This is a genomic window from Bacillus sp. REN10 (genome assembly GCF_016820555.1).
Lineage (GTDB): Bacteria > Bacillota > Bacilli > Bacillales > Domibacillaceae > Bacillus_CE.
This window is the reverse complement of the sequence record NZ_JADHDW010000004.1, coordinates 263846-278243: the sequence shown is the minus strand read 5'-3', so window position 1 is coordinate 278243 and position 14398 is coordinate 263846. Positions and strand designations below refer to the sequence as shown.

At 38.7% G+C, this 14398-nt stretch carries 11 protein-coding genes; 3 read left to right on the top strand and 8 right to left on the bottom strand.

Annotated features, from left to right (window positions below; genetic code table 11):
- The first annotated feature begins 12 nt into the window (after positions 1-12).
- Positions 13-4989, top strand: coding sequence for a DUF4132 domain-containing protein (locus tag IRB43_RS08935; RefSeq protein ID WP_203363111.1), 4977 nt, complete (start codon positions 13-15; stop codon positions 4987-4989).
- A gap of 285 nt (positions 4990-5274) precedes the next feature.
- Here IRB43_RS08935 and IRB43_RS08930 read toward each other — a convergent pair whose 3' ends face one another.
- From IRB43_RS08930 to IRB43_RS08895, 8 genes are all read right to left on the bottom strand, one after another.
- A complete protein-coding gene (locus IRB43_RS08930; RefSeq protein WP_203363110.1) occupies positions 5275-6042 on the bottom strand; it encodes a YibE/F family protein in 768 nt (255 codons plus the stop codon).
- A complete protein-coding gene (locus tag IRB43_RS08925; RefSeq protein ID WP_481748127.1) occupies positions 6039-7178 on the bottom strand; it encodes a YibE/F family protein in 1140 nt (379 codons plus the stop codon). The genes IRB43_RS08930 and IRB43_RS08925 overlap by 4 nt, the downstream gene beginning before the upstream one ends.
- Before the next feature lie 162 nt (positions 7179-7340).
- Positions 7341-7976, bottom strand: a complete 636-nt coding sequence (locus tag IRB43_RS08920; protein WP_203363186.1) for an IucA/IucC family C-terminal-domain containing protein — start codon at positions 7974-7976, stop codon at positions 7341-7343.
- Positions 7973-8767: an ABC transporter ATP-binding protein gene (locus tag IRB43_RS08915; protein ID WP_203363109.1), complete on the bottom strand. Its 795-nt coding sequence runs from the start codon at positions 8765-8767 to the stop codon at positions 7973-7975. Before IRB43_RS08915 ends, IRB43_RS08920 begins: the two co-directional genes overlap by 4 nt.
- A gap of 11 nt (positions 8768-8778) precedes the next feature.
- Entirely contained in the window at positions 8779-9807 is a 1029-nt protein-coding gene (locus IRB43_RS08910; RefSeq protein WP_203363108.1) for a FecCD family ABC transporter permease, read from the bottom strand.
- Positions 9804-10817: a FecCD family ABC transporter permease gene (locus tag IRB43_RS08905; protein WP_481748131.1), complete on the bottom strand. Its 1014-nt coding sequence runs from the start codon at positions 10815-10817 to the stop codon at positions 9804-9806. Before IRB43_RS08905 ends, IRB43_RS08910 begins: the two co-directional genes overlap by 4 nt.
- A 51-nt stretch (positions 10818-10868) precedes the next feature.
- A complete protein-coding gene (locus IRB43_RS08900) occupies positions 10869-11843 on the bottom strand; it encodes an ABC transporter substrate-binding protein (RefSeq protein ID WP_203363106.1) in 975 nt (324 codons plus the stop codon).
- 757 nt (positions 11844-12600) lie between these two features.
- Positions 12601-12843 (bottom strand): hypothetical protein, encoded by a 243-nt coding sequence (locus tag IRB43_RS08895; RefSeq protein ID WP_203363105.1) that lies wholly within the window; start codon positions 12841-12843, stop codon positions 12601-12603.
- A gap of 186 nt (positions 12844-13029) precedes the next feature.
- Here IRB43_RS08895 and IRB43_RS08890 point away from each other — a divergent pair, with 186 nt between their 5' ends.
- Both IRB43_RS08890 and IRB43_RS08885 read left to right on the top strand, forming a co-directional pair.
- On the top strand, positions 13030-13515 hold the full coding sequence (locus IRB43_RS08890) for a hypothetical protein (protein ID WP_203363104.1): 486 nt from the start codon (positions 13030-13032) through the stop codon (positions 13513-13515).
- 19 nt (positions 13516-13534) lie between these two features.
- Positions 13535-14203, top strand: coding sequence for a MerR family transcriptional regulator (locus IRB43_RS08885; protein WP_203363103.1), 669 nt, complete (start codon positions 13535-13537; stop codon positions 14201-14203).
- Positions 14204-14398: the final 195 nt, after the last annotated feature.

Genomic DNA, 14398 nt, shown 5'->3' with positions numbered 1-14398 from the left:
GGAGAGAAGATGATGAGTGAAACATGGTTGCAACAATTAGAGGGAAAGAGTTTGGAAATTGCCGAAACAATAATGAAGGCGGAAGAATCTGCTGAAAAAAATCATCAAGTCTACGATCATAACAACATTTCAGCTATAGATGCAGCTTTAAAAAGTGAAGGTACTACACAAATTGAGGAGCTTTGGGAAAAGGGCTTAGAAAAAGTCATTCGAGCAATGCTTGACAATGATCAGCAAGTAGAGGAATTTTACTGCTTTTTAGAACAGTTAAAAACAATCTCTTATCAAGTGGGATATTATCGCCGTTCTTATAAAACGAATCAGCCTGTCGTAGATCATAATCGAGCGATTACCAATCTTTTAGTCGCACTTCCGCACAACAGTAAAGTAGATGTATTAGATGTTCTATTAAATTTAAAGCAATTTGAACACCACTATGCAGGCGGTGTTATATGGTATTCACACAAAAAAACAGAAACTAAAGCGGTAACGACGGCTTATTTTGTCGCTAAAGTGACCTATGAATTGCGTCAACAGAATCGCGTCTATGAAGAAGCGGTGGAAGAAATCTTATTTGGCGAAAACCAAGTGGCCACCTTACAGCATTCCGTTATTCAAGCAATCGTTCAAAGCGACAATGAACGCATGATGGAGTCACTCGGAAAATTATTACTTGCAGCCAAACGTCAAGAAGGGCTTCGCCAAGCTATTCTTGAAACGGTTGACCAAGGGACACTATCATCTTTAATTTACTTTATGCATTTGATTCAAGAACATGATTTGATTCGCTTTTCTTCCGTTCAACGAGCGATTAGTACATGGATGGGGCTTGGCTATGAAGTAGAAGATAAAAAAAGCATCGAAAAAGTATTCACAACCGCACTTGCATTATTGGAAGGTGATATGAGTTATGAGGCATGTATCGAGTCAGATAACTTGATTTTAAATTATGCAGCGCTTTGGTCAAAAGCAACACAATCGAAAGAGCTTGTAATCGAAGAAATTCAAAAGCTGTTAAATCAGAAAAAGCATCAGCAATTATCAGCATTATATTTCCTTAAAACAATACAGGATCATGAGCTCGCCTATCCTCTTGTTGAGCCTTTAATTATGCAAACAGATGATTTGGATGTTTTAACTTTTGCTTTGCCCTTTTTAATGCCTCTCCATGCATCGATGCGTTATTCAAACTATCATAGTGTTTTTTATAACGGTGAGGTTCATGAAAATTATCGTTTTATGCTTCAGTTCCCAGAGGAATTGTATCAGCGCGTGCATGCCATTCGTGAGATGATGCCAAAAAATTCTCATCGAGTAGAAGAAAAGCCTTTCCCATGGATTTTTACTGAATTAACAAAGGAAGAATTATGGCATACGGCGTTGACGATTGCTCGTGTTCAACAAAACCGAGAATGGATGCTAGATATTATACAACATGCCAATGAGATGACGTCGGATAATCGTGGAAACTTACTTTATTGTTTGCCTGAAAAAGTGGAATCGTCCGTTGAAAGACAGTTTTTATTCGAAACATTAAAGGATCGAAGACTTTCAAATCGTGAAACAGCGTTGAAAAAGATGAAAAAGCTATCGTTGAACGATGATGAACTTCAGCAAATTGTACAAATCTTATCTTTAAAAACAGGTAGTCTTCGTCAAGCGGTGTTACAGGTTTTAATTGCTCAGACGGATGCAATATTAGAGGAAATCCTTCCTACTCTTCTTGAAAGTCGCAAGCAAGACATTCGATTGGGTGGCTTAAGTTTATTATCTATGCTGTTAAAAGAAGAACGTTGCACGCAAGAAGATATCGCGATGTATACAGATAAGATCGCCAAGCCGACAACGAAAGAAACTATATTAATAGAGGATTTATTAAAGTCAGATACACATCAATTGACAAAAGAAAATGGATTTGGTTTATATAGTCCAGACTACGATACGTCAAAAATCCCTGTTTTACCAGAAGTGCAGCCAATCCACTTGAAGAAAATAATGGACTTCGATGAAAATCTCTTAATGGAGAAAATTCAAAAGCTTTCTGATCTAATCCATGAAAATCGCGAATATGCTTATGAAACATCGAGATGGGACGGGTCTAAGTATAAGGCTCTTTTAGGAGAGGATGGAATTAACACACTGTATGAGTATACAGAGGAATCTAAAAAAGAGACGTTGTTACACCATTATCCACTTGCAGACTTGTGGAAGTCATGGATGGAGGAAGTGGAACTAACATGGTGGGATTGCCAATATATTAATCTTTATGTCTATTCAAATTACTACGGTTCAAGTTCGTGGACAGAAACGATTCAGCCAGAGTACTTCTCATTATTGGAGCAACTTTTTGATATCGAAAAAGCAGAGAAAATTAGTCGATTTTATAATGAATTACCATATAGTTCAACAATCCATCAATTACTTTTAGTTATGCAAAGAGAGTCCTTATTTGAAAAAGCGGAAGATACTTTTGAAACCTTTTATCAAGCTTGCATCGAAATTCTTCAAAAAATAGATGTAGAAACATGGCATAAAAAAGTGGTTCTATCATCTTGGGGCGGTCTCAAACTATTTTACGAGCATTCGCTAATTAGAAGTTACTTTAGAATGCTGAGTGAAACTGAACGAACAGACGAGGATTTTGCGAAAAAGCTAGCCATTCATTTAGAACTAACTCGACGCCAGCAAGTAGAAAAGAAAGAAAAGCAGCCGATGGTGGATTTAAGTATTGAAGAGTTTTGTCGTGCAATTAGTTTAGATTTGTTAACAGAAGATGCACTTTTCGTCAAAATCTTTGAACGTCATCAATCTCGCTTTGATTTACAAGATATTTTTGAACGTCCGCGACGCGAGGAGTTGCAGAAAAACTATCCGTTTATTGAGGATCTTTATGAACGAATGGTTATTCGTTTATTGGAAATTGAGTTATCGCGCGGTGATGCAAAAACCGAAGTAAGTGGGTTTATTTCAAAAAATTTACTCGAAGTCGTAGGTGTTGAAACATTCGTGAACCTACTTGTATTGATGGACGGCTTGAAATATGTTCGAGGCTATATATGGGAATCGGAACATACGAAGCGAGAAATTTTCTCGAAATTAATGAAGATAAGTAGACCGAATAAAAATGAAACCGTTGAGGATTTAAAGGCTGCGCTTGCACCATATAAAATGAGTGAAGAACGATTGCTAGACGCAATGATGTACTCGCCAAGATGGATTCCACTCGTTAGTGAATATTTAGGCTGGAAAGGTCTATTGAGTACAGCTTGGTACTTCAAAGCACATACTTCGGACGATTCTAGCGCATATGAGATGGATCATATTAGTCACTATTCAAATTTACCGAAAGAAGATTTTACTGATGGTGTATTTGATTTGCGCTGGTTTAAAGAGTCTTATAAAGCAATCGGGAAAAAACGCTTTGAGCAAGTATATGAAAGTGCTAAGTATGCTTCAGAAGGATCGAATCACCGTCGAGCACAGTTATTTGCAGATGCCGTATTAGGAAACATACGTTTAAAGCCTTTATTAGAAGAAATTGAAGAAAAGCGAAATAAAGATAAAGTGCGTTGTGTTGGATTAATCCCGTTAAGCAAACGAATTCCACAAAAAGACGCTTGGAAAAGATATCAGTTCTTGCAAAAGTTTTTGAAGGAAAGCAAACAATTCGGTGCACAACGACGGGAAAGTGAAGGCTTAGCCGTGCGTGTCGCTTTAGCAAACTTGGCTCGTAATGCAGGAATTGATGATGTAACGCGCTTTGTTTGGCAAATGGAATTGTTTAGCTTAAAAGAAAGAGAAGCCTTTATGAACCCAATGAAGGTTGAAGACGTAGACATATGGCTAGAGGTGGATGAGCTAGGTGTAGCACAACTCATTGTTCAAAAAGATGGAAAAGCATTAAAGTCGATTCCAGCGCGTTTAAAAAAGAAGCCAAAGGTCGTTCAACTTCAAGAAATCCGAAAAGAAATGCGAGAACAGCAAAAACGTTCGAAAAAATCATTGGAAGAAGCAATGGAAAGAAGCACGGTCTTCCAATTTGGAGAACTTCAGGCATTGCTTCAGCATCCTGTCATTTCACCTTTGTTAAAAACACTCGTGATAAAAGTCGATCAGCATTTTGGTTACATTCAAGAAGATGGATTATGCACAATAACAAATGGTTTACTTCAAATTGATCCAGAAGAAACAGCTATTTTAGCGCATCCTTATCATCTTTATGAAGCGAAACAATGGCGTACTTTCCAGCAAGACCTTTTTGAAAAGAAAGTGCAGCAGCCATTTAAACAAGTCTTCCGTGAATTATACTTAGTGAACGCGGATGAACGTCAAACAACAAACTCAAGAAGATATGCTGGCCATCAAGTTCAACCACAGAAAACGGTCGCTTTATTAAAAAATCGACAATGGCTGGCAACATACGAAGAAGGGCTACGTAAAGTCCATTACGATGCAGATATCGTTGCAACGCTCTATGCGATGTGCGATTGGTTTACACCTGCGGATATTGAAAGTCCAACGTTAGAATACGTTTATTTCTATCACCGCAAAACAGGTAAAACATTGAATTTAGAAGATATTCCTCCAGTCGTATTTTCAGAGATTATGCGAGATGTAGACTTAGTGGTAAGTGTTGCCCATGTGGGTGGTGTAGACCCAGAGGCAAGCCATTCAACAATCGAAACACGTGCAGCAATCGTAGAAGAATTGATGAAGCTTTTAAAAATTGATAATGTTTCAGTTAAAGAACATCATGCCATTGTTCGAGGAAAATTAGGCGAGTACTCGATTCATTTAGGAAGTGGAGTTATTCATCAAATTGGTGGACAAATGATTCCAGTGATTGCCGTACCATCACAGCATCGCGGACGCATCTTCTTACCATTTGCGGATGAAGATCCTCGTACAGCTGAAATTATGTCGAAAATTCTATTATTTAGTGAAGACGAAAAAATTAAAGATCCAATGATTTTAGAAAATATTCGATAAAGTGAAACTTCAATCAGTAGGGGTTTTTTTCATCCCCCACTGATTGTTAGTTGAACGGATCGGGCGTTTACGGGCTGTTGATCCCCCACCTACACGTCTGCGATTCTTCTGCCATGTTGAGGTGGGGGTCTTACAGCCCGTTAATGCGGGATAAAGTGAAACAGGTGAAGAAAAACAAATTGTTTTTCTTCACCTGTTTTTCTAGTTTTAATCTAGCTACTTTTAATAGATGACGAGCCGCAATACCATACTCTTTTTATTATAAAATCTGCTTACGAAATGATACTAATTACATTTCTTTCTCCTTCTCATCAAAGAATAAGCACTGATCCATGAGGCAATGGGAATAACTAAGGCAATGCCAATTCCGGAACAAAAGATCGTGATGATTTCGGCACTAAATACTTTTGAATTGATGATTTCTCCGAAAGAATAGGATAAATCTTTGAACCATATGAGCAATCCCAAATAGCCTCCAAAGAAGGCAAAAAATAATGTATTGGTATCTGTCCCCAAAATATCCCTGCCAACACTTAAGCCGGATTGGAATAACTCTTTTTTGCTGAGTGATGGATTGTGATGGAATATTTCATACATGGAAGATGAAATAGAAATGGCTACATCCATCATCGCCCCTATCGCGCTCATAATAATGACCGAAGCGGCAATTTTCACAAAATCCACGCCAATATAAAGGGAAAACACGCTAAGCTCCTCGATTTCCTCTTCTCCAAAGCCTTGAATCATCGTGTGTTTTGTCACGATATGAATGAAGAATAGTAAAATCATAATGGTGATGATGGTAGAAAGGAAGGCAGTGATCGTTTGACCGTTCACTTCATTAATATAGAATAGATTAATACAACTAATCATGACACATGCAATCAATGTGACGATCATTGTATTACTTTGTGGATCTAACATAAATAATATCGTTAGAAAAATCACACCAAAGTTTAAAAATAAAGAAAAAAAGGATCGTATTCCTTTTTTTCCGCCAATGAGTACCATTAACATAAATAAAATGATTGTCAGCAATAGTAATACATTCATGATCTTGCCCTCTTTCGATTAACGAAATAAATAGACGTATATAGGCTAATCGGAATCGTTAACACGACACCAATTCCTCCCGCCAAAGCTCTAGCGATTTCCAATGAAAGAGTCATAGAAAGAGTGAAACCTAATGGTACTCCATTCTTCAAATATAAAATAAGGACTGGAATCGAACCACTTATATAGGCAAAAAACAAAATACTCGTGATCGTTCCCATAATATTTCTTCCGATATCCACCCCTGAAGTTTTCAGTGCTTTGATCGATATGTTCGGATTTCTTTCATACAACTCAAAGATCGAAGAAGACATCGTAATCGCCACATCCATGACAGCTCCTAACGATCCAATGAATAACCCTGCCATAAATACTAAATAGTAAGGACGAGTCAAAAATTGCATTTCTTCATAATGAAGACCATTTTCAGCCGTGGCCCACATGGCCAGATAAGTAATCAACAAAGAAGTGAATGTTCCAATCAGCGTGGTCACGATGGCTGCATATGTTTTTTCATTCAAACCGTTAACCAGCGACAAGGAAATGACCGTAAAAAGAATCGCTATGATGCCACATATCCATAGTAAACTCAGATTTGTAGTATTCACGTAAACGTCTAATGCATAGAACAATAAAACGGCGTTGAACGCGAAGCCAATAATAGAGAACAATCCTTGCTTTTTTCCAACGATCAGCAAAGTAAAGATAAACACCCAACCAATGATGACAATATACTTATCTCGTTTTACATTTATAATGTTTCCGGTTAAATTTGCTTTTTCATTTGTCTTTTTATCAATCGACACAAATAATTCATTTCCAACTTGATAAGCTTGATCATAAATCCCGGACAATGAGTACTTGTTCGTTAAATCAATAAGCTGGCCTTTTTCGTCTCCGTTTTGGATGACAGCGGTAATATGTTGTGTAGATAGCTGGTCTTCATTATGATGCTCATCCGTCATTTTCACTGTATCTTCCACACTTGTATCAATGACTTTCGCGATTGGACGATCATAGAAAGAGTGATTGTGATCCACAAACACAACAGAGCTGATCAAACAAAGAACGATTATGATATAAAAAATAATTTGTCCGCAAGTCATTGCTTTTAATTTATTTACGAAAACATTCAACCAAGAACCCTCCAGCTATCGTGATGAAATTTACCATAGCACTTCAATCCATTGTTTTCAAGAGTTTAGGCAAACAGAAAGAACCCTTGCCACGAAAGTTAATGTGACAAGGGTTCTTTCATTTCGACTTCAATGAAGTATGCGTGACTTTTCAGAGAATTTCTATTGCTGAAGTGGGCAGACGAGACAATAGGGCATGCCTTCTTCCTTCTTCGTTAATTGATAGTAACGGCAACATGTTTTACGCGGCTGTGATTCTCCTAATTCATGTACGTATAAATAAGGCTGCAACGGACTTTTCCCTTCTACTTGCCAGTTGGCTAACACACGCTGCACTGCACATAATTGCTCAAATGGATAATTCGTCATTTGCCGTTGAAAGACAGCGTTTAAGCGTACAGCTACATTCTCCCACAAAATACTGCGCGGCACTTTGCCTAGCTGAGCCACCTGCTCGACGACCTCATGCATATGCAAAAGCACAAGCTCGTGCCATTCACATGGTAATGTTTTAGTCGTCTGACAGGCCTGTACGGTAAATTCATCAGCCAAAAAGCGCGCCGATGACCACCAGTCGTCCATGCGCTGCTGTAGCCCATAATAATCTAGGCAGGCAGCAGCGGTGACAACTGCGTAACGCTTCAGAAATAACGAGCCTGCTACTGCAAGCGATGACGTTTCTAAATAGTCCGCATAGCGTTTGATGATCGGTCGTAACACCACTTCATCCGTTAAATTGGTAAGCGGGATACCTGTTGCTTCATCGCCAAGTAGTACGCCATAAGTATGTAATGTCATGTAATCACACGTCCCTTGCCCTTTGGAATACAAAGTGGTGTGCCAAAAATCGGGTCACGCTCAATCAGGGCATCTAAATTAAATATCCGCTTCACCATCTCTGCATTTACTATTTCCTCTGGTGCCCCTTGCGCCGCTACTGTTTTTTCATGTACCGCTACTAAATGATCCGCATAGCGACAAGCTAAATTCAAATCGTGTAACACCATAATAATGGTGCGCTTATGTGTGCGGTTGAGCTCAAATAAAAAATCGAGCAGCTCAATTTGATGAGTTACATCTAAGTAGGTCGTCGGCTCATCTAATAAAATAATCGGTGTTTCCTGTGCAAGTGTCATCGCAATCCATGCACGCTGACGCTGTCCACCAGATAAGGCATCCAATGGCTGATCTTTAATCGCAAGCAGTTGCGTTGCCTCTAACGCCTGATGAACAAGGGCTTCATCCTCTTTGGACCAGTTTTGAAACCAGCTTTGGTGCGGGTAACGCCCTTGCTTAACAAGCTGATAAATCGTTACACCCTCGGGAGCTGTTGGTCCTTGCGGTAAAATCGCCAGACGCTGTGCAATTTCTTTTGTCGAAATCGACTGCATCTCACGCTCTTCTAAAAAAATGGCGCCTTCCGTTGGCTTTAATAAACGGGCAAAGGAGCGAAGAAGCGTCGACTTCCCACTGCCGTTGGCGCCAACAAGCACCGTAATTTTTTCTGCTGGAATGGAAAAACTTAAATTTTGGATCACGGTATGTGTATGATAATGCAGCGATAATTCTTTCGTTGATAAACTATTCAACGTCTTACCTCCTAACGATTTCGGTTATGGAATAATAAGTAAATAAAGAATGGTGCACCAATAGTTGCAGTAAATACCCCTGCTGGAATATCGAGCGGTAAAAATAATGTACGTGCCAGTAAATCAGCAAAAAGCACAAGTGTAGCGCCAATCATGGCTGTTACAGGAAACAGTCCTAAAATCGAACGTCCTACAAGTTTCCTTGCCATATGTGGGGCCATTAAACCGACAAATTCAATACCGCCTGCATACGCTGCAGCAGATGCGGCAAGTATAACGCTGCACATGAGTAATAAAAAACGCTGTGTTTGTAAGCGAATGCCCATGCTGATCGCAATATCATCGCCAAGCTCTGAAAGCGTTAAGCTTTTACTTACATACAATATCAATGGTACAGGCAGTAGGAGCCATAAGGCTAATGCTTGTACATCATCCCAAGTTGCGGCATACACACTTCCTGTGATCCAAATATAGGCCTTGGAGGTCGTATATGTATCACTATAAACAAGGAGGAACGTAACACCCGCTTTTAAAATCGCACTGACACCGATACCGATTAAAACGAGACGAATCGGTGTTACCCCTTTACTCCATGACAGCAAATAAATGAATGTGGCGGTTATAAAACCACCTACCATCGCGGCAACAGGTAAAAAGGCCATGCTGAATGTTCCTATACTAATAAATAAAATGGAAGCAAACGAAGCACCGCTTGTAATTCCGATAATATCAGGCGAGGCAAGCGGATTCCGTACAATGCTTTGTAAAATTAAGCCCGATACAGCGAGTGCCCCTCCGACAAGCATAGCAAGCAAGGCGCGCGGAAGGCGCAGTTCACCAATGACAAAGGCATGCGAATCTGACAGCTGTAACGCATTTTTCATGGCATCCCCTACCGGCACCCATTCGCTCCCTGCACTTAAGTACACCATAAATAGTGCAGCTAAAAGGATGAACACACTGCTGCATACCGAAAGCCATCTTGCCGTCATTTGAAACGATATTTTTTCTTGATAAAAACGAAATGTCCAAGCTCTCATTGTTTAGACACCCCTTTTTTCGCTAAGTAAATAAAGAACGGACCACCGATAAATGCCGTCATCACGCCGATAGGCACTTCAAGCGGGCTAATTAAAAAGCGCGCTACAATATCGGCAGCTAATAAAATCACGGCACCAAGCAAGGCACTAAATGGAAGCGTCCAGCGGTAATCGGTGCCGATTAAGCTTTTTGCCATATGTGGGACGATTAAGCCAATAAAGCCAATAGACCCAACGACAGCTACAGAGCCGCCTGCTAACACGATCACTAATACGCCGATTGTCAGTTTAATATAACCGACGTTTTGCCCTAAGCTTTTCGCAATATCATCACCTGAGCTAAAGACATTCATTGCCTTCCCCATGCTGAAGCTAACTATAATAGCAAGTGCTAAAAACGGCAGTACATCTAATAGCATGCTAAGATCACGCCCCGCAATTGAACCTGCTAACCAAAATAAGACGGTTTGCATCGATTGCTCATCAATGACCAGCATGCCCTGTGTAAACGACATGAATAGAGCGGATAATGCGGTACCTGCTAAAATCACTTTAATGGGGGTAAGCCCATCTCGTCCGATACTACTTAGGAAAAATACTCCGGCACCTGCTACCGTAGCGCCCAAAAAGCCAAACCACATATAATGACTTAAAGACTGCATGTTCAACCACGTAACCGCAAACACAATAAAGAAAATCGCACCTGCATTTATTCCCAATAAATCAGGAGCTGCAAGTGGATTTCGTGTAAGTGCTTGAACAAGCACACCTGCTATAGCAAGCGACATACCAATGACAATCGCAATAATAGCGCGAGATAAACGGCTCGTTGCGATAATTAAGTGGTCTGTATTGGCAGCGTCATAATTCGTTAATACTTCCCAAGCAAGGGAGAAGGAGATGGACGTTTGCCCCATCGCTAAGCTACACAAAAACAGGACAAACACGAGGAGTGCAACCGTAATCATGCCAGTTAATTTTGCTGTTGAGGATCGTAACATATTCCCTATTGCTCCTATTTTAAAAAGAGGAAACCTGTTGATTTCCTCTTTTTTTCTGTATTATTTTTGTAAGCCAAAGTGCTCGTATAAACCATCAAGCATTAAGTTTGCAGATTGTAATCCCCCTGCAAAGTTCCATGTAATTTCATCTACTGTCGTTACTTGATCATTTTTCACAGCATCTAAGTTTTTGTATAGTGGATGGCTTGTCCACTCCTCATACGTTTTCTTAACGGCTTCGTTATCCTCCATGAATTGGAAAATAACGTCCGCATTCATTTGCGGAATGCTTTCCTTGTCACTTAATTTCACAATTTCTAAATTTTCACCTTTTAAATCTTTCGGACCATCGAAGCCAAGCTCACCTAAAATAGAACCTGCAAAGCCTGTTACATAAATACGCGCATGATCTTCACGGTAGTTTAACACTGCCGCACTAATCGGATATTTTTTCTCTTTCTCCATTTTTCCTTTGAAGTCAGCTACGCGCTCTTCCCAAGCCTTTACAAGCTCGTCTGCCTTCGCTTGTTCCTCTGTTGCCTCACCGATTAATTTAGCTGTATCTTTAAAATCGTACAATGTTTCATTCACAATTGTCGGTGCAATCTTATTTAATTGCTCATACACTTCTTCATGGCGAATTTTTGTTGCAATAATTAAATCCGGCTTTAATGCCGCAATCTCTTCTAAATTCGGTTGCGTTTCTAAGCCAACATATTTCACATCTTTTAAATCCTCTTTTAAATAGTCATACATTGGTTGCTGTGCCCAAGATTCCACAACGCCAACCGGTGTAATACCAAATTCTAAAATTGTATCTGTTGCGCCTTGATATAACGTGACGATGCGCTTAGGCTTACCTTCAATTTCAGCTGTACCCATCGCATGCGTTACTTCGCGTACGGTGCTTTCTGTTTTTTCGCCTTCTTTTTCGTTTGTTGCTGCCGACTTTTCTTCCGACTTTGAATTACCGCATGCAGCAAGCACAACAAGCAATGTCATTAGCAATACAAACATCGAAAACTTATGCTTCATCCTGTTCTCCCCTAATCAATAATGATTTTCAATTTCAAAAACTATTGTATTATAAGTGATAATCATTTTCAATGTTTTTCTGAAAAAAAACTATAATTTTTTCCATAGTATAAAATATTTAGTGTAAATGAATGCGTGGAAGTATGTAATCAACAGTCACTATATCCGCGCTATATATGTAGTACATTGGTTTCAAGAATGAAGCAAGCTGGCCTAAAAAATAAAAACAACCCTTGCCACGAATGTTGACGTGACAAGGGTTGTTGTATATTACCCGATAGAACCTTCCATCTCGAACTTAATTAATGACTGTTTTTAAAGCTTTTTCAACGATTTCAGATGCCGTTATAAATAAACGCTCTATCTGTTTTATTATCCAAACTGTTTTATACTTTTTCAATCTCCGTCGGCACAAAATCGGCACGTCGGATTCCTCAGAACTACTTTTTTCTATAATAATAGAAGATAAATTTTTATTAACCACCACACATACCTTTGCACCTGACCGTCACCGTACCTCTTCTCTAAATCACACAAAATATCCTCTATTTTTGATTTTTATTAATTCTTTTAGGCGGGATTTTTTCATGCTGATTTTTCGCGTTGAAATGTCGCCGCTGCTGGTATTGACTTCAAGCTACGACGATCATACTCAAGGGCGAAGGTCCAAGGTTGAGGTTATGGCCACTTTTACTTCTATTCAATTGAATAAATAAAAAAAGCCCCGCTCATCGCAGGACTACGAACTTTAATCTATTCAAGCTGGATAAGCTTGTAAGAATAACTGATAACCTTTGTATCTCTGACTTCCTATCTTTCTGATAAGTCTATTGTGGCTTATGTATCGCTGGTTCATCGTCGTCTGTCGTTCGTAATCATAATAAGAAGTAACAGTTTCCTTCATTTTGTTAATGATTTCTAAAGCTTCTGTCAAAGTCAGATCTGAATAAAGATCAAACATCACTTCATCGTCATAGTCCCACAACTCAACAATAAACATACTATCCCCTCCCCTTTGTTATCACTTATATCTTCTCATGTGTTTGTGAAATTCATCCTAATTCACTGTAAAAAATCTGTTAAAAATAATTTGATAAATCAAAAATAACCGTTGACGGTTATATAATATCATGATATATTATATACAAGATAACCGATAACGGTTAATAAAAAGGAGGCAGTTAAAATGAACGTTATGACTAGAGCTTGGGAGATCGCGAAAGCAGCAGTAGTAAAATTCGGTGGTAAAGTAAAAGAATATTTTGCGGAGTCTCTCAAGCTTGCTTGGAAGGAGGTAAAGAACGCCGTGGCTAATCTTGTTGAATTAAAGGGATCTGATAAGCAAATCGCTTGGGCCAACGATATCCGTGATATCTTCATCAGTCACCTTCCAGCTATTCGTACTTTAATTACTGAATACGAAAAGCAAGAAAATGCAAAACTTAAATCATCTCAAAACTTAAAAGATTTATTAGTTCACTTAGAAGAAAAAGAAAATCGCGCTGGTGTTTGGATTAACGCTTTCAAATCTGTAACTGATAAGTACGAAACGGGTTCAACTTTATATAAAATAGTTAATAGTTTTGACAACTTACGCGGAACAGAAGGTTTAGAAGAGTTCAAACGTTATAGTCGTGCTGCTAACACTGTTCTTGCGATGATTGAAGATTAATCAAAATGGAGGTATTAAGATGAATATTTTAGAAAACGTTATAGGTGTACAGGATGCGGCTGACTTATGGGGGCTATCAGCTGATCACGTAAAAAAACTTTGTCGGGATGAGTTAATCCAGGCGAAGAAAATTGGAAAGACATATGTGATTTTGAAAGATCAACCGAATCCAAAAAAAGGATTAAAAATAGGCGATGCTGATCTCGAAGAAATAAAAAACATGTTTATCGCAAATGGATTTGAAGTATTCGAGGAAGATGAAGCTTTTATCTACAAGTATACAAACGACTTTATTGTTTATGCTGAAATCGACGAAAATGGTATGTATATCGAATTTAGGAAGGATAGCAAAGTGTACAGCAAAGCTCTATTGCGGCTGGACAGATCAACTATGATGTTTAATGCGGAGTATTGTCTCGTTAAGCGGATAGTTAAAAATAAAGGTATGATACTTGAAAATCTATATGTAGCAATAGAAAATTTGAACGAAACGAAAAAACTTCTCGCAAAGCAAGCTGATAGATATTTGCTGGATGAAGATAATTATTATGACGATGAACAACGAGAACAGTTTTACTTACCAGCTTTTCATTCAATTTATGAACAAACAATTAAGAAAGTAATTTATCGTGGGTTTGATGATTCTGAAAAGTCACTTGAAGGATTAAACATTACTGTGTTATTCTAAATATAGACCACATCAACTACGTGGAATGTAAATTAATTTTAAATTGTTAATATTTCTAAACTATGTGGAAAAATCTCTGATGGCTGTAGTCGGGGATTTTTTATTTGCATAAAAGCAGGCCCTGATCCTATTCGATCAGGGTTTTTCTTATGTAAAAAAATAATTGAAAAACTTTCGTTAACCCACTTTACATAT

Bases quoted from the DNA above. Each gene is read 5' to 3' on its own strand.
- IRB43_RS08935 (WP_203363111.1), top strand. From the start codon at position 13: ATGAGTGAAACATGGTTGCAACAATTAGAGGGAAAGAGTTTGGAAATT.
- IRB43_RS08930 (WP_203363110.1), bottom strand. From the start codon at position 6,042: ATGAATGTATTACTATTGCTGACAATCATTTTATTTATGTTAATGGTA.
- IRB43_RS08920 (WP_203363186.1), bottom strand. From the start codon at position 7,976: ATGACATTACATACTTATGGCGTACTACTTGGCGATGAAGCAACAGGT.
- IRB43_RS08910 (WP_203363108.1), bottom strand. From the start codon at position 9,807: ATGAGAGCTTGGACATTTCGTTTTTATCAAGAAAAAATATCGTTTCAA.
- IRB43_RS08900 (WP_203363106.1), bottom strand. From the start codon at position 11,843: ATGAAGCATAAGTTTTCGATGTTTGTATTGCTAATGACATTGCTTGTT.
- IRB43_RS08895 (WP_203363105.1), bottom strand. From the start codon at position 12,843: ATGTTTATTGTTGAGTTGTGGGACTATGACGATGAAGTGATGTTTGAT.
- IRB43_RS08890 (WP_203363104.1), top strand. From the start codon at position 13,030: ATGAACGTTATGACTAGAGCTTGGGAGATCGCGAAAGCAGCAGTAGTA.
- IRB43_RS08885 (WP_203363103.1), top strand. From the start codon at position 13,535: ATGAATATTTTAGAAAACGTTATAGGTGTACAGGATGCGGCTGACTTA.